This is a genomic window from Stenotrophomonas sp. YJH_SMC_43, assembly GCF_059372535.1.
This window is the reverse complement of sequence record NZ_JCAFVQ010000002.1, coordinates 543,663-563,211: the sequence shown is the minus strand read 5'-3', so window position 1 is coordinate 563,211 and position 19,549 is coordinate 543,663. Positions and strand designations below refer to the sequence as shown.

Here is a 19,549-nt window from a genome sequence, read left to right as displayed (position 1 = left end):
CGGTGCCCTGCGCTCCTCGGCCCGTCGAGGGACGGCGCGGGAACTCGCTGCGCTCAGACACCCGCGCCTCTTCGCCCTCGCCGGACCTGCGGTGCTCGGCTCGCTCAAGGCGGATCCAAGATCAAAGGCAGAAGCGCTCGCTTCGCTCGCCGGGCCCGGCCCGGCACTACCAAGCATCGTCGTGCAGCTGTGGCTCTTGACCTTGGGTCCGCCTTGAGCGAGCCGAGCATCGCAGGGGAATCAGGGGCGAAGAGGTGCCGATGTCTGAGCGCAGCGAGTTCGGCACCGTCCCCTGATTCACCGAGAAGCGCAGGGGACCGACGTGCGAAGCACGGCGGCTCGCGACCTGGCGGCGCGTTTCTTTTGGTTACTTTTCTTTTCGCGCGAAAAGAAAAGTGACGCCCATGAAACAGTGAAGCACCTTCAGCAAGCGTCACGCTCGAAACCGCTCAGCCCTTCTGACTCACCGCCACACTACCCAGAATCAACGCACCGGCAATCAGCATCTGCACCGTCACCGCCTCGCCCAGGAACAACCACGCAAACGCCGCGCCGAACAGCGGAATCAGGTACGTCACCGTCGACGCGCGTGACGGGCCGATGCGGCCAATCAGGCGATAGAACATCAGGAATGCCAGGCCGGTGCAGGCCACGCCCAAGGCGATCGCTGCACCCCAGGCCTTCAGCGGAATGGCGGCCTGTGGCCAGTGCGTCACCGCCATCGGCAGCATCCACAGCGAGGCACACGACAGCGTGGCTGCCGCCGCCGCGGCCGATGGCAGGCCGGTCATGTGCCGCTTCACCAGGTTCACGCCCAGCCCGTACAGCAACGACGCCGCAGCGCCGGCGATCACTGCGGTACCAATACTCAGGCCGGATACCTTGGCGGTGGCCAGCACCACCACGCCGGCGAAACCAACCAGCAAGGCGCCGGCGCGGCGCATGCCAATCTTCTCGCCGAAGAACAGGAAGGCGATCAGCGCGGCGAACAGCACGGTCATCGCATTGCAGATCGCGCCGATCGCCGCCGGCGCCTGCTCGGCAGCATAGGCGAACAGCACGAACGGCAGCGCCGAATTGATCAGGCCGATCGGTGCCAGCCACAGCCAACGACGCGGCGGGAACTGCGCGCGGGCGCGCCACAGGAACGGCAGCAGCACCAGCGCGCCCAGCACCAGCCGCACCTCGACCAGCGCGAACGGGCCGAACGACGGAACCGCCACCCGCATGAACAGGAACGAGCAGCCCCAGATGGCGCCCAGCAGGGTCAATTCGAGCGGCGTGCGCCAGTCGCGCTCGACCGCCTGTGGGACCGCATTCATACCCTGCCTCCGTCCATCGTCTGTTTCTCGCCAAGGCAGACAGGATCGGGTGCAGACGCCCGCCGCACAAGCGCGTAGTATCGCTGCCAGCCACAAATATGGCTTGAGGCTCGCCGTGCAGCTACGCCCTTCCCTGCTCCCCGCACTGGCCGTCTTCGCGGTCGCGGCGCGCCATCAGAACTTCGCCCAGGCCGCGCAGGAACTGCACCTGACGGCCAGCGCGGTCAGCCACCATGTGCGGCGCCTGGAAGAGGTACTGGAGACCCGGCTGTTCCTGCGCCATGCCCGCGGCGTGCGCCTGACCGCGGAGGGCCGGCAGTTGGCCGACGCCGCCAGCGCCGCCTTCACGGATGTCGCGGCGGTCGCCCATCATCTGCAGCCGGATGCCGACAGCGTGCCGCTGCGGATCACCACGCTGCGCTCGCTGTCCTACTGCTGGCTGCTGCCTCGACTGCCACGCTTCACCCAGGCCTATCCGCACATCCGCATCGAGCTGCACACCGGCAGCGGCCTGGATCGCTACGACGACAATGGGCCCGAGGTCGGCATCCGCTACGGCCTGGGCCAATGGCCGGGCCTGCGTGCGCAGCATCTGATGGACGACTACCTGTTCCCGGTGGCCTCACCCGCGCTGGCCGGGGTCGAAACGCTGGACGATCCGGCCCGCATCGCCGAGCTGCCACTGCTGACCGACCTGTCACCGCAGGGTTGGCGCGACTGGTTCCGTCACGCCGGCGTGCGCCCACCGTCGCCGCTGCCGCCGATGCACACCTTCGCCGACAGCACCGATGCGATGCGTGCAGCGGTATACGGCATGGGTGCGGTGCTGGCGCGCACCCACATCGCTCAACCCTACCTGCAGCGCTACGAGGTGGTGCGCCTGCCCGGCCCGGCGCTCAAGGCGCGCTATGCGTATCACGTGGTGCATGCCGAAGGACAACCACCCAGCCCCACCGCGCGCCTGTTCATCGACTGGTTGCTGGAGCAGGCGCAGGACGAACGCACGCCGATTCCGGCATTGCCGGACAGCCTGCTCGGGCGCCCGGCCACACGCGCCTGACTGCGCCCTCACCCGCTCTTTGCTTCACGCTGGCTAGGCTGCTGGCGAACCCACAACGTACCTATGCCATGGCCATGCTGCGACTGCGCATCACCGGAACCGAAGACGACGCCCGCGCCATTAGCGACCTGCTGCTCGGCCTGGACGGCATCGAACATGTCGAGGAAACCGACGACCTGATGCCGCACATGGACGACGACGATTCCAGTTCGGCCGGGCTGTCCGATGACATCGGCCCGGGCATCCACGAGCTGGAAGTGGAAGTCGGCAATGAAAGCACCGCGCAGAAGGTGCGCGATGCGGTGCAGGAGCTGGCCCTGGAACTGGATGTGTTCGTCGAGTACGAGACCGACGAGGGCTGATGCCGGCAGGCTACCGGCATCAGCCTTCACCTCAGAGGTTGGGGGGTAGCTTGCGACGACGGCGACGCCACCACGCCCGCACACCCCAGGCCGCGATCAAGGCCAGCACCGCCACCGGCAGCAGCGCGGCAACCGCGCGGATCAGGAACGCCACGCTGGTGCTGAGGATGCTGCCCGACTCGCTCAGCGCCTCACCGATTTCGCTGCGGCTGCGTTGGCCCGAGGTGGTGTCGAAATGGATCGTCACCAGCTGGGTATCGATGCGCCGGCGTTGCTGCGCTGAATCCTTGTTGGCCTGTTCGACGCCGGCTTCGATCTCGGACAGGCGCGTGGTGATCGCCATCAGGTCCTCGATCTTCAGGTCCTTGCGGTCCTGGTAGGACAGCAGCCGCGCGTGCTCCTTCTCCAGCCGTGCCTTGGTCAGTGCCGTATCGGCCACCGCCTGAGCGAGGTCCTCGGCGCGCGTCTTGCGCGACTGCAGCGTGCCCCCCTCACCGGCCAACGCGATCAAGGGCTCAGTGCCCTTCGGCGCGATACGTACCTTGACCTCGCCGCTGGGCTGCTCGCCACTGCGCTGGTCGACCTGCAGCACCGCACAATCGCCGAACTTCGCGCTCTGGCAGGCCTGCGCCACCTGCTGGATGCGGGGTGCGATCTGCGCCGCTTCCAGCTGCACCTGCACGTCGTGTTCGTAGGCGAGGAATGCGCCTTCCGGTGAAGCGACGGCAGCTTCGGCGGCACTGGCGCCCGCATCGGCCGCTGCATCGCCGTGTTTGGCGCAGGCTGCCAATGCAAGCAGCAGCACCGGCATCGCCGCCACGCGCGTCCACGCGCGCATCGGCCTCACAGTGCAGCTCCGTCATAGGAAGTCACCGCCAGCGTGCCCAGATCCACCTGCGGCACGCAGCGCACGTTCACCGCCACCATCGGCGTGCCGGTGCGCGGGTCGACCGCTTCGCTGTAGGGCGCGACACCGCACTCACGGCAATGGTGATGGTCGATGTGGGCCTTGTTGAAATGATAGGTGGCCACGTCCGCCGGATCGGTGGTCAGCTGGAACGCCTCGCGCGGGGCAAACCACAGCAGGCTGCCGCGGCGGCGGCACATCGAGCAGTTGCAGTCGATGACGTCGCTGATCGGCGCCTCGGCCTGTACGGTGAATGCGATCCTGCCGCAATGGCAGCTTCCCTGGTATTCCATGTCCTGCGCTCCGCTGGAGGGTCCGTGTCTGCGCCCATGGTAATCCTATGGCACGGGGACAAAGCAGCCCCGGGGCCCTATGCTCGGGGTTTGACCCTGTACAGGAACGCCGATGCGCCCGCATCTTCTTGCCCTCGCCCTGGTCGCCGCCCTCGCCGGTTGCCAACCGGCCGACGCCCCGACCAACGCTTCCACCCCGTCCACCAGCCAGCAGGCCGGTGACGCGGCGGTCGATGCCGCCTTCGCCGATCTGTCCAAGCGCGCCCTTGACACCTGGATGCAGCTGTCGCCGGTCAGCGCCACCCAGATCGGCGACCACCGCTACGACAGCGAACTGGACGACCTGAGCGCCGCCGGCCAGCAGAAGACCGTGGCGGCATACAGGGCGCTGCTGGGCGAACTGGACAAGATCGAGGTAGCCAAGCTGGGCCGCGAGAACCAGGTGGACGCGGCGATCCTGCGCAACCAGCTGCAATCGGAAATCTGGAACGCCGAAGTGCTGCAGTCCGGCAAGTGGGACCCGCAGCTGTACAACGGCATCGCCGGCAGCGCGATCTACGGCCTGATGGCCCGCGAGTTCGCGCCGCTGCCGGAGCGCCTGAAGTCGGCCACCGCGCGCATGGAAAAGCTGCCGGCGATCTTCGCCCAGGCCCGCGAGAACCTGGATCCGGCCCGCGTGCCGAAGATCCATGCCGAGACCGTGGCCAAGCAGAACAAGGGCATCCTCAGCATCGTCGATACCTTCATCACGCCGCACATCGGTGAACTGCCGCAGGCCGACCAGCAGCGCCTGCAGGCGGCCATCGACGGCCTGAAGAAGGCGGTGGACGAGCAGCAGACCTGGCTGGACAAGACCCTGGTGCCGAACGCAAAGGGCGATTTCCGCATCGGTGCGGAAAAGTACGACCAGAAGCTGAAGTTCGCGCTGAGCTCGTCGCTGTCGCGCCAGGAGATCGGTGAGCGTGCACGTGCCGAACTCAAGCGCGTGCGCGAAGATATGTACGGCATCGCGCAGACCGTGCTGAAGGACAAGCCGGGTGCGCCGGAAATGCCGGCGCAGCCGACCGACGAGCAGCAGCAGAAGGCGATCGAGGCCGCGCTGGAACTGGCCTACGCCGACAAGCCGGCACGCGACAAGGTGGTCGACGATGCCAAGGCCGCACTGGAGCAGTCCACCGCGTTCGTGCGCGAGCACGACCTGATGACGCTGCCCGATGCGCCGGTGGACATCATCCTGATGCCGGAATTCCAGCGCGGCGTGGCCGTGGCCTACTGCGATTCACCGGGCCCGCTGGACAAGAACCTGAAGACCTTCTACGCCGTGTCGCCGATTCCGGACGACTGGAACGACAAGCAGGTCGACTCGTTCCTGCGTGAGTACAACTCGCGCATGATCCACCTGCTGAGCATCCACGAAGGCACCCCGGGCCATTACCTGGAAGGCTGGCATTCGGCCAAGTTCCCCTCCACCCTGCGTGCGGTACTGCGTTCAGGCCTGTTCGCCGAGGGCTGGGCGGTCTACACCGAGCGCATGATGCAGGAGCAGGGCTACCTCAACAACGACCCGCTGTTCCACCTGGTGCAGCTGAAGTTCTACCTGCGCACGATCTCCAACGCGATCCTCGACCAGGGCGTGCACGTGGACAACTGGGATCGCGAGAAGGCGATGCACCTGATGACCCACGATGCGTTCCAGCAGGAGAGCGAGGCAGCGGGCAAGTGGGTGCGTGCACAGCTGACCTCGGCGCAGCTACCGACCTACTTTGTCGGTGCGCAGGAACACTTCGACACCCGCAAGGCGATGCAGGACAAGCTGGGCGACAAGTTCAACCTCAAGGCCTACCACGACCAGATGCTGTCCTACGGCGCACCGCCGGTGCGTTTCGCCCGCCAGCTGATGCTGGACCAGCCGATCGAGTGATCGCGCCGGTGTGAGCTGAATGATAACGGCCCGGGGAAAAACCCGGGCCGTTTTCTGTTCTGGCGGTTGCAAACTGCCATCCTGGCGGTGCGAACTGCCATCCTGGCGGTGCGAACTGCCATCCTGGTGGGTGCGAACCTTGGTTCGCACCGCTTCTACCGCCACTCAATCAGACGATGTGGATATACAGCTTCCTCGAGTCCAGTCTCAAATCGAGGAAGTACTCCACACCACACCCGCGGCAGGCAGCGGGACAATCCTCATCGCTCCCACGTTGGTTCTCCGAGGCATCAGCCACCACCGGATATCCACAATCAAAACACGTAAAGGCAATGTTGCTGCCATGGGGGTCGGCCCATATTTCATCTCCATCGCCGTCCATTACAAGAAAGTCCGTGATGTTCATGATTCACCGGGATCGCTTGGTTGATTGCTGGAGACTACTCGAATCCGAGCATAAGGGGCGCGAAGCTGCTTCCGTCTCATCACACTGCGACGCCACCATCCATCCCGGATTCAAGGTGAATGCAACAGGTTGTTGAACTGCGCTTCACTGCAACCCGACTGCGCGCAGCCCGGCAGCATCAGCTCCGCCCGGCCCGGCGGCTGTGCGTCGGTCAACGGGATCGCACCACGTAGCTGCTCGCGCGTGGGATAGACATACACCAACCGGTAACGCACTTCACCGGCCCCACGATCACGCCAGCGCTCGAACTGCAGCAGGCCGCCGATCGGCGTCTTCTCGTACTGCCCCGGCAGGCTGTAGTCCGTGATTCCCAACGCCACCAGCACCGAACCGATGTTGGAATCGTGGCCGACCAGCAGGCTCACCTTTGGCGATGCCGGGTCCTCGAACAACGCATTCACTCTTGCCAGCAGCGGAGCGGCCACATCGCGCGCCACTTCGGGCGTTCCGAACAGGATGTCCTGGTAGCGATTGCGGATCTGCGCCAGCGCCTGCCATTGCGCCTCGGTGGTCAACCGGCCCCAGCCTTCGCGGGGGACGCCACTGCCCTGGTAGTGCTCCATCAACAAGGCATCGACCAACCCGCTGGCCAGGGCCAGCGAACCGGACGCGCGTGGTTCCTTGCCCGGTTCCGCATTGAAGATCGTGTCGGCCAGCATCAGATGGCACTCGCTGTGCCCCGCACAGGCCGCCGACTGCGGGTAGCGGGTGATCTGCTCCACCACGGACAGTGCCGGTGCCAGTCCCGATGCGGCCAGCGCTCGCTGCATTGCCGACAGTGCGCGCTCGCGGAAGACCGTGTCTCTGTTGTGGATCACCGGATTGAACAACGGATCCATCGTGCCCAGCGCCATGCGCTGCTCGACTGCGACATGACAGCCCGGGAAGGCACCGGCAACGAAGAACTGCGCGGTGGCCTGGGTGCGCTGAAGGCTGTTGGCATGGGCGTGGAAGTCAGCCAGCTGCGGGCAACCCGAAGCCGGCAACAGCTGCGCCTGACGCAGCCACTGGCCCATGTAACGGCCCATGTAGACCTCCAGCACGCCGCCTTTGGTGGTGAGCTCGCCTGCGCCCACGTCCCAGCCTGGCCAGCGCTCCGGAGTGGCATTGGCCAGCGCGCCCGACGCCACCACCGGCGCGCGCAGGTTGTGGCGGCTGAGCAGGATGACCTGCTCAAGTGAGCCCTCACGTGTTCTGCTCACCTCGCCATTGTCCGCCATGGCTGGAACAGCGGTCACAAGGCTCGTCACCAGCGATAGGCAACGAAAGATACGGAAGTGCATCCGAGTCTTTGAGCACGATTGAACCTGCATCACTGCTCCTATAGTGCAGATAGAGTCTCGAGCCCATGTCTGCTGATCAACGGTCGGCACGGCAATGTCAAAACGGTAAACAGACCGTTCTCCGAGCTACCGAATGGGGATGGTAGCACCGTCAACCCATGACCTCCCCGACACGCGATGCAAACGCATCCAGTCGTGAAATATCCAGTGATCGCCTCCCACTCGAGGATGCTCCCTGAGTCACGTCCTCGTCTGATTGATACACGCGAGCGCCGAACCGATCCAGGATCTCGACGCCGCCCTGCGCTACATCCCCGGCCCCGACATTCAAGAGAAGCTCCACGCATCAGAACAAGCCACGGACACAACGCGCAGAGCAGCTTGCTCGACTACGAGACTGATGCAGAAATTAGAAGAGAAGTCCTACGCAACGAACCCGCTACCACTGACAGCAAGTAGCCATACGGACGGCGCATTCTTGATGCCGACCAAGGGATGTGCCCTGGTCATCAACACACACCTATAAAAGGAAATACGTCATGCACGCATCCGCAACCATTTCAGATCCAAGCGCCGTCGCCGCATGGATGAAATCATCCAGCGCAAATGCAAGATCCCTCGACGCAGTGTTTGAAACCGAGGCGGACGAAATCAAAGTAGCCGCATTCAGCAGTGACTGCTGCGGATCGAACAATTACGAAGAGCGCTGACATACTCCGTTGATGGCACGCGGCGTGGATGCGTGTCATCAACACTATCAAACAGGATCAGAATCACGATGACTCGCAGTCATGACGGCATGAGCCGAATAGCACAAAGCCCAGAACAAAGCCGCATGCGATGCGATGGAACATTCCCCTTGCCAAACGACACATCATCATCGACCGCAATCATTGCCGCGACGACTCGATCCAATATTAATCGCGCTATCGAACTCCGCAGAAGGGGATTGATCACCGAGATAATTGGCACAGATCCCGCTTACTCGACAACGCCATCCGACGCGCTTCGCAAACTGGAGGGTGATGCGGGAATTCACACCATTATCGTGTTCAGTGACCAGCTTACATCCAGCCTTGACGCTCCTGTCTTGACATCCCACCACGGGCAGCAGCGCTACCTGCCTCTGGTGGAAGGAGTCCTCAACAGCATCCACGAATTTCAAATCATGACAGGCACATGCGATGACACGATCACATTGCCACCCTGCTCACCCATCACTTCCGTTCTGCGCACTATTTCGAACCATCTGGATTCCAACCAGAAGCTTGGAGGAGACTGGCTCGCGCAACCAGTTCAGACAAAGCGATGGCCTGCTACACGGCTAGCCGAGAGCAGATTCCGTCAGCGTGTCTTTCACTCAGCTCTGATGCACATGTACTGGAAGCATCCTGACTTCAATCCCAAGCATTTCGATTGGCTCCATGGACAACTCAAGAACCTCTACCGCGCATCGCAGCGAGCAAAGGAGGTCCAGGATGCACGAAAGTCAAGCACATGAGAGTCGTCAGCCTGCCCCGGAGGCCACCTTTCGGCACAGCGTCCAGACAGAGCAACAGCTTGGATTGACCCTTTCCGATAGGGAAAGGAAAGCCATCCTCTCCGCATGCGAAGTCAGCGGACTCGATATGGATTCCTACTACAGCTGGTATCAATCGAAAGCCTCCATCAGCTCCCAGTTGGCTGACCTTTGCCGCCCGTCACTGTTGGAGGCGGTCCACAGCATCGACCGTTCCGACTACTCCTCAATCGATGGAAAGCTCCCTGCCGACAGGGGAGTTGTGATCGCACTGCCGCATCACGGCCACTATATCCTGTCTGCGGTCCGTCTGATGGAGCACATTCGCCATCTGCGTGACATCTACATCTTCTATGGCGACCCAAAGAACCATGCAGGCAACGAATTGTTCGACGACCTGTACCACCGGCTCTTCAATCACGCCGGATGCCGCGCGAGCATCATCCACTCGAATGCCAGAGGGATAGGCATAGCGCTTCGCGCACTGAAAAATAGAGCTGCAGTCATCATGATGCCCGATGTCCACCGCTTTCGCGAAGAAACCTATTGCATTCCATTTTTGGGGCGCCCCTTGGACATCATGCTGGGAACCGCCGCAATGGCGCGCAAAACCGGAAGTTGCATATTGCCAGCCATCTCCGTCGTTGACCGGGATCTTCGAGCAACTATTACTTTCGGAGATGCCATCGAGCCTATACAGACGCGAGCATCGCTTCCATCTGAAGTAGCTGACTACTGGACGATGGCTGAAGTCTATCGTTTCCTTGAGCGTGCAATGGGACCTCAGGCCATCTATTGGCAGTACATCAGGCAACACTTCATGAAATCCTCCAAGTTCCCGATGTTCCACCCCGAAACAATCGATGAAGCTTGGCACATGTTCTCCAATGACCCGCGAACCAAGCCACACACGCGTTATACGGCATGCCTGGATTGAACATGGATAGATTTCATTCTCCTTCCATTACCTTGGCGGCCATCGCCCTGATGGCGATGGCGCCCATCAATGGATACGCAACGGATCAAGAGAATGCCGATGCAACTCATCTTCCTGCGATCCACGCGGTCCACTCAGCCCCCGGCCCGCGCATCTGGCAGTTCAGAAAAGGCTCTTCAACGCTGCTTGTACTGGGCACGATTCAACCCCTAAGAAAGAGCCTATCCATCGATACTCGCAGCGTTGAAGCAGCAATCTCGACGTCTGATGCAATTCTGAGCCCTCCGGGCGTGACCGTGGAGCACGATGGCGGGGTATTTCGCAGCCTCATTCTGTGGCCCGCCATCCGCAAGCTCAAGTTCCTTTCAGGTAGAAGAACGCTTCGTGACGAGCTCACCGAAGAAGAGTACAGGCGATTGAGCGATCTCAAGATTCTCTATGGCCTGCAAGACGCGAGCATTGAGAGGATGCGCCCAATGTACGCGGCTTGGAAAATTCATGATGCTGCACTGCAATTCAGTGGAGCCCGAGCCGGTGAGCCACTTTCTCGAGCCATTGACCGCATGGCCCGCGATCATGGGATCCCGATGATCAACGCCCGCTTCCCGATGCGGGTAAGAGGGGGCAGGGAAACTATCCAGAATTTTCACATTAACTCCGTGAAAGACCGCAAATGCTTCTCGGATGCCACATCAAGCCTGCGGCCCTGGCTCGATAACCTAGATGAGCTAGGTCATGCGTGGGCAGAGGGAGATATTGAATCGGGCGCGCTCCTGCATGCCCCTCCATCGCCCTCCCGGTGCTGGGCTCGTCTGACCAACGACGCGATCGCCACTACGATGAATATTGACCTTGATATCCAGAGACGAACTCACTGGGTTGCAGTGCTCCGCTCAACTACTTCGCGGCACAGTACGGTTTTCACCACTCTGCCCTTGGATGATCTTCTGCATTCAAGAGGCATGGCCGCGGTACTCGTGGACGAGGGATACATCCCCGATGCCAGGGTGTTCTTTGGCGATCAGCCGCGACCTCCAAACATCGGAGCAAGTGAAACCTCAAATCATCCGGACGGGTGACGATGTAACTTGGCACCTTGCAACGCGGTCACATCGAAGTCACTGATCGGCAGCCACAAAGCCACCGGTCTGCCGCGCCCACAAGCGCGCATACAGGCCACCGGCAGCAATCAGCTCGGCATGGGTGCCGGTCTCGACGATGCGGCCCTGGTCCATCACCACCAGCCGGTCCATGCGCGCGATGGTCGACAGCCGGTGCGCGATGGCGATCACCGTCTTGCCTCCCATCAACTGGTCCAGGCTGTCCTGGATCGCTGCTTCCACTTCCGAATCCAGCGCCGAAGTCGCTTCGTCCAGCACCAGGATCGGTGCATCCTTCAGCAGCACGCGGGCAATGGCGATGCGCTGGCGCTGGCCACCGGACAACTTCACGCCACGCTCGCCCACATGCGCGTCGTAGCCACGACGCCCCTGCCCGTCCACCAGCGTATCGATGAAGGCTTCGGCACGTGCCTTGGCTACGGCTGCACGCAGCTGCTCATCAGTCGCATCCGGGCGGCCGTACAGCAGGTTGTCGCGGATCGAGCGATGCAGCAGCGAGGTGTCCTGGGTAACCACGCCGATCTGCTGGCGCAGGCTTTCCTGCGTAACGTAGGCAATGTCCTGATCGTCGATCAGGATGCGGCCGCTTTCCAGGTCGTACAGGCGCAGCAGTACGTTGACCAGGGTCGACTTGCCGGCGCCGGACGGACCGACCAGGCCGATCTTCTCGCCCGGCTTCACCACCAGGTCCAGGCCGGCAATCACACCGCCCTTTTTACCGTAATGGAAATGGATGTCCTGGAAATGCACGCCGCCTCGGGTCACCTGCAGCGGCACCGCATCCTCGCGGTCCTGCACGGTCAGCGGCTGGGCAATGGTGGTGATGCCATCCTGCACCGTACCGATGTCCTCGAAGATGCCGTTGATGGTCCACATGATCCAGCCGGACATGTTGTGAATGCGGATCACCAGGCCGGTCGCGAGCGTGATCGCGCCGACAGTGATGTGGCCGCCATTCCACAGCCACAGGGCCAGGCCACAGGTACCGGCAATCAGGAAACCATTGACGATGGCGATGGTCAGGTCCATGCCGGTGGTCACCCGGGTCTGCGCGCGGTGCTTGACTGCCAGCTCCTGGATCGACTCGGCCACGTAGGCCTGCTCGCGCCCGCCATGGGCGAACAGTTTCAGCGTGGGAATGTTGGTGTAGCCATCGACGATGCGGCCCATTGCCTTCGAACGTGCTTCCGAGGCGATCCAGGCCCGCTCCTTCGCGCGCGGCACGAAGTAGACCATGATCACCACGTAGGCCAGCAGCCACAGGATCAGCGGCACCATCAGCCGCCAGTCGGCCTGCGCGAACAGGTACAGCGCGGTGCCGGTGTAGACCACGATGTACCAGAGCGAATCGACCATCTGCACCGCCGACTCGCGCAACGAGGTACCGGTCTGCATCACCCGGTTGGCCACGCTGCCAGCAAAGTCGTTCTGGAAGAAGCTCAGGCTCTGCCGCACCACGTAGTTGTGCATCAGCCAGCGCGAGCGGTTGCTCAGGCCGGGCACGATCGCCTGGTTCACCAGCAGGTTGTGCAGGCCGACCAGGATCGGCCGCGCGATAACCGTGATGAACAGCATCCAGCCCAGTTCATTGGCGTGGCGCTTGAAGAAGCCGGCACCCGGCTGCTCGGCGACCATGTCGACGATGCGGCCCAGGTAATCGAACATCGCCACTTCCACCAGCGCCAGCAGCAGGCCGGCGATCAGGGTCGCCAGCAGCACTGGCCACACCGGGCGCAGGTAGTGCAGGTAGAACGGCAGCACCTTGCGCGGCGGCATGCGCCCGTCCACGGGCGGGAACACCGGAATCAGGGATTCAAACCAACGGAACATTGCATTCCCTCGCCTCTTGCAAGCGGCGAAGTATCCCACGCCGGATGTGTACGCCAGCCGATGATGCCCCGGTTCTGGTAGCGCCGGGCCATGCCCGGCGATTCCCCTTGCAACCGCGCTGCGCGCTCGCCGGGCATGGCCCGGCGCTACCGATCATGTGGGCCGCATCGGGTTACGTTGCCGGGGTGAACAGCAGGTCCTGGAAATCGAAGCTGAAATCGGTCAGGTCGGAGATCGACTGCATGCGCACCTCGCGTGCCTTGCCGTCCGGGTCCAGGCTGAAGTTCACGAACGCGTCGGCGTTGAGCGAACGGTCGTCCCAGCGCACGATGAAGGTGTCGTGCTGCCAGTGCTCCAGGCGCCCGCTCAGCTGCGCGGTCTTCATGAAACGCAGGCGCAGGCCCTTGCCCTCGGCACTGATCTGCATGTCGCCATACCAGCGGTCACGGAAGGTGCCGGTGTAGCCGGCCAGTGCCAGCGACGGCTTGCTGCCCTTGTCGCGCGCGCTCTGGTGCTTGGCCCAGGCTTCGTCGGCCTTGTCCTGGCCCTTGGCCACGGCCTTGGCATAGGCGTCCACCCAGTCGTGCTTCCCGCCGCCCAGATAGGCATCGAGCACGCTCAGGGTGATCGCATTGAACGCCGCGCCCACTTCCTGGTTGGTCAGCACCACCACGCCCAGCTTCTCGCCCGGCACCAGGGTCAGCCGCGAGACCATGCCCGGCCAGCCACCGGTGTGCCAGACCAGCTTCTGCCCACGGTAATCGCTCAGGCTCCAGCCTTCGCCATAGCCGGCGAAATTGGCTCGCGCCGGTGCCAGCTCCGGCACGCTCGGCGCCGGGATCGACTGCGGGGTGATCATCCGCCACATCTGCTGCTGGCTCTTTTCACTGAACAGCGGCGTGCCATCGGCCAGTTTGCCTTCGGCCAGCTGCACCTTCATCCAGCGCGCCATGTCATGCGCGCTGGAATAGATGCCACCGGCGCCGGCGTTGTTCGACCAGGTCAGCGGCGCAACGGTGCGCAGGTCCTTGAAATCGTACTTAGCGTGGCCGACCGCGGCCTTGTCGCCGGGCTTCAGGTGATCGGCGTTGTAGCGCGTGCCGGCCATGCCCACCTTGTCGAAGATGCGGGTCTGCAGGAACTGCTGGTAACTCATGCCAGAGACATGCTCGATCACCTGCTGGGCGACCGCGTACAGGATGTTGTCGTAGGCATAGCTTTCGCGGAAACCGCCCTTCAGCGGCACTCTGCCCAACCGCTCCACCACTTCGGCATTGCTGTAGGACGTGGTCGGCCAGAACAGCAGGTCACCAGCGCCCAGGCTCAGGCCACTGCGGTGGGACAGCAGGTCACGGATCGTCATCTGCCCGGTCACGAACGGGTCGGACATGCGGAACGACGGCAGGTGGTCGATCACCTTGTCGTCCATCTTCAGCTTGCCGTCCTCGGCCAACAGGTTCAGCGAGGTGGCGGTGAACGCCTTGGTGTTGGAAGCAATGGCGAACAGCGTATCGGCCTGCACCGGTTCCGGCTTGCCCTGCTCGCGCACGCCCCAGCCGCGCTCCAGCACCACCTCGCCATCCTTGACCACCGCCACGGCAATGCCGGGCACGTCGAACTGCGCGCGCACGCGCTCGACGGTCGCATCCAGGTCCTGCAGCTGCGCCGGGGTGGCAGCACTCGCCATGGTCGTGCACGCCAGCAGCACGGCTCCTCCAATCCAGGGTTTCATCCAGCACGATCTCCGAACAGGGGTGGCGGCCATGTGCAGGCCGTCACCGGGGTTTCGCGGGATGGTAACGTTCTGCGGCGCACCCTGCCCTGTGCCATAGGAGGGGTGTCATGGGCGGGAACGGCCAACCGAGCAACGGCTCCACCATCATTCCGTGCCTGCGCTATCGCGACGCGCAGGCCGCCATCGACTGGCTGCAGCGCGCCTTCGGCTTCCATGCCCAGGCTGTCTACGCCGATGGTGATACGGTGTTCCATGCGCAGCTGACCTTCGGCAGCGGCATGATCATGCTCGGCTCGGCCGACAGGGAAAGCGCCTGGAGCCAGCATGCCGCGATGCCGGACGAGGTGGGCGGCCGCCAGACCCAGAGTGCCTGCGTGATCGTCACCGATGCCGACGCCCATTACGCCCGGGCCAAGGCCGCAGGCGCCCGCATCGTCATCGACATCGCCGACCAGGACTACGGCGGCCGTGGCTATGCCTGCGCCGATCCGGAAGGCTACCTGTGGTGGTTCGGCAGCTACGATCCGTGGCGCGCGGACCACGACCAGTGACCGCCGCAGCGATCCGCTGCGGCATCGGCGGCTGGGTGTTTCCCGAATGGCGCGGCGGCGTTTTCTACCCCGTGGGCCTGCCGCAGCGTGAAGAACTGGCCCATGCCAGCCGGGCCCTGCGCTGCATCGAAATCAACGGCACCTTCTACCGCACGCCCACCGCAGCACAGTGCGCGCAGTGGGCCGCGCAGACGCCGGAAGGCTTCCGGTTTTCGATGAAGGCACCACGCTACCTGGTGCAGCGCCGCGACCTGTCCAGCACGGTGGAGGCAGCCGCGCCCTTCCTGCAGGCCGCACTCGCACTCGGCGACCGGCTGGGCCCCCTGCTGTGGCAGTTCGATCCGCGGCATCCGGCCGACGCCGAAGCGCTGGAACGGCTGATGGCGCAGCTGCCCAAGCAGCTGGGCGGCGTGCCGCTGCAGCACGCCCTGGAAGTCCGCAATGCCGAGGCGCATGGCCCGGCACTGGTTACCGCCGCACGCGCGCATGGCGTGGCCGTGGTGATCGAGGACAGCGACGAGGCGCCCCTGCACGGCGATGTCAGCGCCGGCTTCGTCTACGCACGGATCAAGCGCAGCCAGGCCCGCTTGAAGGAGGGCCTGCTGGCGCCCGTGCAGCAGCGCTGGGCCGAACGGGCCAGGCGCTGGTCGCGTGGAGAGCCGGTGGACGACCTGCCCTGCCTCGCAGGGCCCGCCCCTGAAAGCCCGCGCGAGGTCTACCTCCTGTGCATCGGCGCAGGCAAGGCGCGCAACCCGGCGGCAGCGATGGCGCTGCAGCGGCAGGTTGACCAGAGCAGTCATTCCACACGCGGGTAGCGCTGCGACGTTCGCCTTGCCTCACAATAGGCAGATGAGCACACCCGACACCCGCAAAGCGCTGTGGCAGATCCATTTCTGTGTCCTGCTGTGGGGCGTCACCGCCATCCTCGGCAAGCTGATCACCCTGCCCGCATTGCCGCTGGTATGGTGGCGCATGCTGCTGGTGACGGCGATGCTGGCCCTGCTGCCACGGGTGTGGCGCGGGCTGCGTACCTTGCCCCTGCGGCTGGTGGCCGGCTACGCCGGCATCGGCGCGCTGGTCGCCCTGCACTGGCTGACGTTCTACGGTGCGGTGAAGCTGGCCAATGCCTCGGTGGCCGCCACCTGCATCGCGCTGGCGCCGGTGTTCACCTCGATCATCGAGCCATGGGTGGCCAAGCGGCCGTTCCAGCTGCGTGAACTGGCGTTCGGCCTGGCGGTGCTGCCGGGTGTTGCGCTGGTGGTCGGCGGCGTGCCCGATGGCATGCGCCTCGGGGTGTTGATCGGCGCGATCTCGGCGCTGCTGGTGGCAGTGTTCGGCTCGCTCAACAAGCGCATGGTCAGCCACGCGGATCCGCTCACGGTCACCGCACTGGAGCTGGGTGCGGGCACCCTCACCCTGACCCTGCTGGCACCGCTGATGCCCTACCTGCTGCCGGCGCTGGCCAGCCCGCTGTGGGTGGTTCCGGGCCTGCACGACGGCATCCTGCTGCTGGTCCTGGCTGGGTTCTGCACGCTGCTGCCGTTCGCCCTGGCCCTGGTCGCGCTGCGCCACCTGAGCGCCTACACGGTGCAGCTGGTGACCAACCTGGAACCGGTCTATGCGGTGGTGCTGGCGGTGGTGCTGCTGCGCGAGCAGCACGAGGTCACCCCGTGGTTCTACCTGGGCGTGGCGATCATCGTCGGCGCGGTGTTCCTGCATCCGCTGCTGAACCGCCGCAAGCCGGTGCAGCATCCGGAAATCCTTGGCACGGCCGAGGCACGCAACATCGCCGATTGAGCGCGTCCACGCAGGGCGTGGATGGCCGTATCAACGCTGCGGCCAGTGCCATGCCGGCGCATCCAGCAGGCCCTGCCCGCTCAGCAGCGTGCGGCCCTGTTCCTTGTGCAGGTGCAGCGAATGACAGCCGGGCGCTTGCTCCAGTGCTGCGATCAACCGGCTGGCGTGTGACACCCCCCACACCTGGCTGCGCGCACTGGCCGCGATGATCAGCCGCGCCAGCGCCGGCAGCAGGTCCGGATGCAGGCTGGTCTCCGGCTCGTTGAGCACCAGCAGCGGCGGCGGGCGTGGCGTGTGTAGCGCAGCAGCCAGCAGCAGGAAGCGCAGCGTACCGTCGGACAGTTCGGCCATCGACAACGGCCGCAGCAACCCCGGCTGGTGGAAGCGCAGGGCCAGTCGACCGTCCAGCTCTTCGAAGCCGACCGTGGCGCCGGGGAACGCATCGTCGACGCTGCGTGCCAACGCGACCGGATCTCCGATCTCCAGAATGGTCACCCAGGCTGCCGCCAGATCCCGGCCGTCGTGATGCAGCACCGGCGTGCGCGTGGCCATCGCCGGTTGTCGCGCCGGGGCATCGGCATCGCTGCGGAAATGGTCGTAGAAGCGCCAGCGACGGATGTACTCACGCAAGGCGATGGTTTCCGGCATGCGCTGCGGATCGCCGACCTGGGTGAACAGGCTGTCGAACAGCGACAACCGGTCATCCACGAGATCCCAGCCGCGCGCATGACGTTGCCGCACCATTGCCCCACGGCGATCAACCAGCAGGTTGGCGCTGCGCAGGAACGGCCCGGCCCAGATCGCCTCCACCTTGATCTGCGGATCCAGCGCAAACGCCGAATGGCTGGGCGGCGGGTAGCCCAGGTCGATGGCATAGCCGAATTCGTCGGTGGTGAAGCCGAGCTTCAATCCCACCGATGCCTGCCGAGGGCCACCCTGCAGCGGGATCTCGCCGGCCGCGACCCGGCGATCGATGGATTCGGGGCCGGCCCACAGCGCCGAACCCAGCCCCCCTTCGCGGGCCAGCACCGCTGCAACGCCGCCCTGTGCGGTCTCCGCCAGCAGGCGCAGCGCGCGGTACAGGCTGGACTTGCCACTGCCGTTGTCACCGGTCACCACGTTCAACTGCTGCAGCGGCAGGACCAGCCCGTGCAGCGAACGATAGTGGGCGATGGCCAGGGTCTGCAGCATGGTCGGCGTCCGTGGGAACAGGAACGGCATATTCGCCGGGCACAATCGCACAGGCCGCGACACGGCGTTATCCCATCGGCAAAATCATCCACGCATGGCGTGGACCTACTGCATGCAGGGCTCAGCCCGCCCGTTCCACCCGGTTGCGACCGTTGCCCTTGGCCCGGTACAGCGCCTTGTCGGCGCGCGCCAGCATGTCATCCACGCTTTCACCTGCCTGGTGCTGGGCAACGCCGATGCTGATCGTGACCGGGAAACCCAGCGGAAGGTCTGCCACGGCCAGGCGCAGGAACTCGCATTGCAGTTCGGCCGTGTGCAGATCGGTGCCCGGCATCACCGCCACGAACTCCTCGCCGCCATAGCGCGCGGCCATGCCACGGCCGGCAAAGTGCGAGCGCAGCAGCACGCCCAGCTCGGCCAGCACCCGGTCGCCGGTGGCGTGGCCCTGGAAATCGTTGATGTGCTTGAAGTGATCGATGTCCAGCAAGGCCACGCAGGCCAGTCCCGGCTGCCCATCGATCTCCGCCACCGCCTCTTCCAGTGCCGCCGCCATCGCGCGGCGGTTGGGCAGTCCGGTCAACGCATCGGTGCGGCTCTGCTCGGCCAGGTCGGCATTCTGCGCCAGCAGTACGTCCTGGTACTCCGACAGCAGGCGCTCGTAGTCATCGCGTTCCAGCATGTGCTTCTGGATGTCGAGCGCGAAACGGCGCAGCTCCATCACCAGCATCACCTGCCGTGACAGAGCGGCCAGTGCCTCGGCCTTGTCGCTGGGCAGGTGCTGCGGATGTGCATCGAACACGCACAACGTACCCAGTGGCAGGCCATCGGAACTGATCAGTGGCGCACCGGCGTAGAAGCGGATGTGCGGGTCACCGGTCACCACCGGGTTGTCGTGGAAGCGGATGTCCTGCAACGCGTCCTCGACCACCATGATTTCCTGCGGCTGCAGGATGGCATGGCCACACATCGATTCGCTGCGCAGGTTCTCCGCCGCGTCGATGCCCTGGATCGACTTGAACCACTGCCGCTCGACATCGATCAGGGTCACCGCCGCCATCGAGGTACCGCAGACCGCCTTGGCGATCGCCACCAGGTCGTCGAATGATTTTTCGCGTTGCGAATCAAGGATGCGGTAGCGGTACAGCGCCTCGAGCCGAAGGGCTTCATTGGCAGGCTTGTCGGGCTTGATCATGCAGCGTCACATTCCGGCAGGTCACTGCGGAGTCTAGCCGATGTAGAGCCGAGCCCATGCTC

The 19,549-nt window shown here is 64.3% G+C and carries 18 protein-coding genes; 10 read left to right on the top strand and 8 right to left on the bottom strand.

What is annotated here, in order from left to right:
- Window positions 1-449 precede the first annotated feature (449 nt).
- Window positions 450-1,322: a DMT family transporter gene (locus AC5QAH_RS08900; RefSeq protein ID WP_043396501.1), complete on the bottom strand. Its 873-nt coding sequence runs from the start codon at window positions 1,320-1,322 to the stop codon at window positions 450-452.
- A gap of 115 nt (window positions 1,323-1,437) precedes the next feature.
- Between AC5QAH_RS08900 and AC5QAH_RS08895 the strand changes: the two genes are divergently transcribed.
- Together AC5QAH_RS08895 and AC5QAH_RS08890 are read left to right on the top strand one after the other, a co-directional pair.
- The gene (locus AC5QAH_RS08895; RefSeq protein WP_010486365.1) at window positions 1,438-2,382 is read left to right on the top strand and encodes a LysR substrate-binding domain-containing protein; all 945 of its coding nucleotides are present in this window, start codon (window positions 1,438-1,440) and stop codon (window positions 2,380-2,382) included.
- Between the two features lie 68 nt (window positions 2,383-2,450).
- Window positions 2,451-2,744 (top strand): hypothetical protein, encoded by a 294-nt coding sequence (locus AC5QAH_RS08890; RefSeq protein ID WP_005415831.1) that lies wholly within the window; start codon window positions 2,451-2,453, stop codon window positions 2,742-2,744.
- Between the two features lie 31 nt (window positions 2,745-2,775).
- Here the strand turns inward: AC5QAH_RS08890 and AC5QAH_RS08885 are convergent, their stop codons facing one another.
- On the bottom strand, window positions 2,776-3,582 hold the full coding sequence (locus AC5QAH_RS08885; RefSeq protein WP_248854770.1) for a DUF4349 domain-containing protein: 807 nt from the start codon (window positions 3,580-3,582) through the stop codon (window positions 2,776-2,778).
- A gap of 5 nt (window positions 3,583-3,587) precedes the next feature.
- Window positions 3,588-3,944, bottom strand: coding sequence for a GFA family protein (locus tag AC5QAH_RS08880; protein WP_049455663.1), 357 nt, complete (start codon window positions 3,942-3,944; stop codon window positions 3,588-3,590).
- Between the two features lie 112 nt (window positions 3,945-4,056).
- On the opposite strand from AC5QAH_RS08880, the gene AC5QAH_RS08875 reads away from it, so the two are divergent.
- Window positions 4,057-5,865 (top strand): DUF885 domain-containing protein, encoded by a 1,809-nt coding sequence (locus tag AC5QAH_RS08875; RefSeq protein ID WP_495232268.1) that lies wholly within the window; start codon window positions 4,057-4,059, stop codon window positions 5,863-5,865.
- 516 nt (window positions 5,866-6,381) lie between these two features.
- On the opposite strand, the gene agp is transcribed toward AC5QAH_RS08875, so the two are convergent.
- The gene (agp, locus tag AC5QAH_RS08870) at window positions 6,382-7,551 is read right to left on the bottom strand and encodes a bifunctional glucose-1-phosphatase/inositol phosphatase (RefSeq protein ID WP_191851422.1); all 1,170 of its coding nucleotides are present in this window, start codon (window positions 7,549-7,551) and stop codon (window positions 6,382-6,384) included.
- A 602-nt stretch (window positions 7,552-8,153) separates the two neighbouring features.
- Between agp and AC5QAH_RS08865 the strand changes: the two genes are divergently transcribed.
- The 4 genes from AC5QAH_RS08865 to AC5QAH_RS08850 all read left to right on the top strand — a co-directional run bounded on the left by AC5QAH_RS08865 (window position 8,154) and on the right by AC5QAH_RS08850 (window position 11,149).
- On the top strand, window positions 8,154-8,324 hold the full coding sequence (locus AC5QAH_RS08865; RefSeq protein ID WP_160314098.1) for a hypothetical protein: 171 nt from the start codon (window positions 8,154-8,156) through the stop codon (window positions 8,322-8,324).
- A 68-nt stretch (window positions 8,325-8,392) separates the two neighbouring features.
- A complete protein-coding gene (locus tag AC5QAH_RS08860) occupies window positions 8,393-9,115 on the top strand; it encodes a hypothetical protein (RefSeq protein ID WP_143994084.1) in 723 nt (240 codons plus the stop codon).
- On the top strand, window positions 9,093-10,070 hold the full coding sequence (locus AC5QAH_RS08855; protein WP_197601183.1) for an LpxL/LpxP family acyltransferase: 978 nt from the start codon (window positions 9,093-9,095) through the stop codon (window positions 10,068-10,070). Before AC5QAH_RS08860 ends, AC5QAH_RS08855 begins: the two co-directional genes overlap by 23 nt.
- A gap of 2 nt (window positions 10,071-10,072) precedes the next feature.
- Window positions 10,073-11,149, top strand: a complete 1,077-nt coding sequence (locus AC5QAH_RS08850; protein WP_495232267.1) for a TraB/GumN family protein — start codon at window positions 10,073-10,075, stop codon at window positions 11,147-11,149.
- A gap of 39 nt (window positions 11,150-11,188) precedes the next feature.
- On the opposite strand, the gene smrA is transcribed toward AC5QAH_RS08850, so the two are convergent.
- Complete coding sequence (gene smrA / locus AC5QAH_RS08845) at window positions 11,189-13,021, bottom strand: multidrug efflux ABC transporter SmrA (RefSeq protein ID WP_109814390.1); 1,833 nt, start codon at window positions 13,019-13,021, stop codon at window positions 11,189-11,191.
- A 172-nt stretch (window positions 13,022-13,193) separates the two neighbouring features.
- The gene (locus AC5QAH_RS08840) at window positions 13,194-14,753 is read right to left on the bottom strand and encodes a serine hydrolase (protein ID WP_191863004.1); all 1,560 of its coding nucleotides are present in this window, start codon (window positions 14,751-14,753) and stop codon (window positions 13,194-13,196) included.
- 110 nt (window positions 14,754-14,863) lie between these two features.
- On the opposite strand from AC5QAH_RS08840, the gene AC5QAH_RS08835 reads away from it, so the two are divergent.
- The 3 genes from AC5QAH_RS08835 to AC5QAH_RS08825 are packed head-to-tail and all read left to right on the top strand — an operon-like array spanning window position 14,864 to window position 17,104.
- Window positions 14,864-15,307 carry a VOC family protein gene (locus AC5QAH_RS08835; protein WP_019337612.1) on the top strand — a complete coding sequence of 148 codons (444 nt, stop codon included), beginning with the start codon at window positions 14,864-14,866 and terminating at the stop codon, window positions 15,305-15,307.
- Window positions 15,304-16,122 carry a DUF72 domain-containing protein gene (locus AC5QAH_RS08830; protein ID WP_010486383.1) on the top strand — a complete coding sequence of 273 codons (819 nt, stop codon included), beginning with the start codon at window positions 15,304-15,306 and terminating at the stop codon, window positions 16,120-16,122. Before AC5QAH_RS08835 ends, AC5QAH_RS08830 begins: the two co-directional genes overlap by 4 nt.
- Before the next feature lie 34 nt (window positions 16,123-16,156).
- A complete protein-coding gene (locus AC5QAH_RS08825) occupies window positions 16,157-17,104 on the top strand; it encodes a DMT family transporter (protein WP_049455659.1) in 948 nt (315 codons plus the stop codon).
- Between the two features lie 30 nt (window positions 17,105-17,134).
- Here AC5QAH_RS08825 and AC5QAH_RS08820 read toward each other — a convergent pair whose 3' ends face one another.
- Together AC5QAH_RS08820 and AC5QAH_RS08815 are read right to left on the bottom strand one after the other, a co-directional pair.
- Window positions 17,135-18,295, bottom strand: a complete 1,161-nt coding sequence (locus AC5QAH_RS08820) for an AAA family ATPase (RefSeq protein ID WP_495232266.1) — start codon at window positions 18,293-18,295, stop codon at window positions 17,135-17,137.
- Between the two features lie 121 nt (window positions 18,296-18,416).
- A complete protein-coding gene (locus AC5QAH_RS08815; RefSeq protein ID WP_010486387.1) occupies window positions 18,417-19,487 on the bottom strand; it encodes a GGDEF domain-containing protein in 1,071 nt (356 codons plus the stop codon).
- Window positions 19,488-19,549: the final 62 nt, after the last annotated feature.

Excerpts from the sequence above, each read along its gene's own strand:
- AC5QAH_RS08820 (WP_495232266.1), bottom strand. The coding sequence starts at position 18,295 with ATGCTGCAGACCCTGGCCATCGCCCACTATCGTTCGCTGCACGGGCTG.
- AC5QAH_RS08865 (WP_160314098.1), top strand. The coding sequence starts at position 8,154 with ATGCACGCATCCGCAACCATTTCAGATCCAAGCGCCGTCGCCGCATGG.
- AC5QAH_RS08885 (WP_248854770.1), bottom strand. The coding sequence starts at position 3,582 with ATGCGCGCGTGGACGCGCGTGGCGGCGATGCCGGTGCTGCTGCTTGCA.
- AC5QAH_RS08860 (WP_143994084.1), top strand. The coding sequence starts at position 8,393 with ATGACTCGCAGTCATGACGGCATGAGCCGAATAGCACAAAGCCCAGAA.
- agp (WP_191851422.1), bottom strand. The coding sequence starts at position 7,551 with ATGGCGGACAATGGCGAGGTGAGCAGAACACGTGAGGGCTCACTTGAG.
- smrA (WP_109814390.1), bottom strand. The coding sequence starts at position 13,021 with ATGTTCCGTTGGTTTGAATCCCTGATTCCGGTGTTCCCGCCCGTGGAC.
- AC5QAH_RS08850 (WP_495232267.1), top strand. The coding sequence starts at position 10,073 with ATGGATAGATTTCATTCTCCTTCCATTACCTTGGCGGCCATCGCCCTG.
- AC5QAH_RS08815 (WP_010486387.1), bottom strand. The coding sequence starts at position 19,487 with ATGATCAAGCCCGACAAGCCTGCCAATGAAGCCCTTCGGCTCGAGGCG.
- AC5QAH_RS08900 (WP_043396501.1), bottom strand. The coding sequence starts at position 1,322 with ATGAATGCGGTCCCACAGGCGGTCGAGCGCGACTGGCGCACGCCGCTC.
- AC5QAH_RS08840 (WP_191863004.1), bottom strand. The coding sequence starts at position 14,753 with ATGAAACCCTGGATTGGAGGAGCCGTGCTGCTGGCGTGCACGACCATG.
- AC5QAH_RS08835 (WP_019337612.1), top strand. The coding sequence starts at position 14,864 with ATGGGCGGGAACGGCCAACCGAGCAACGGCTCCACCATCATTCCGTGC.
- AC5QAH_RS08855 (WP_197601183.1), top strand. The coding sequence starts at position 9,093 with ATGCACGAAAGTCAAGCACATGAGAGTCGTCAGCCTGCCCCGGAGGCC.
- AC5QAH_RS08825 (WP_049455659.1), top strand. The coding sequence starts at position 16,157 with ATGAGCACACCCGACACCCGCAAAGCGCTGTGGCAGATCCATTTCTGT.
- AC5QAH_RS08875 (WP_495232268.1), top strand. The coding sequence starts at position 4,057 with ATGCGCCCGCATCTTCTTGCCCTCGCCCTGGTCGCCGCCCTCGCCGGT.
- AC5QAH_RS08880 (WP_049455663.1), bottom strand. The coding sequence starts at position 3,944 with ATGGAATACCAGGGAAGCTGCCATTGCGGCAGGATCGCATTCACCGTA.
- AC5QAH_RS08890 (WP_005415831.1), top strand. The coding sequence starts at position 2,451 with ATGGCCATGCTGCGACTGCGCATCACCGGAACCGAAGACGACGCCCGC.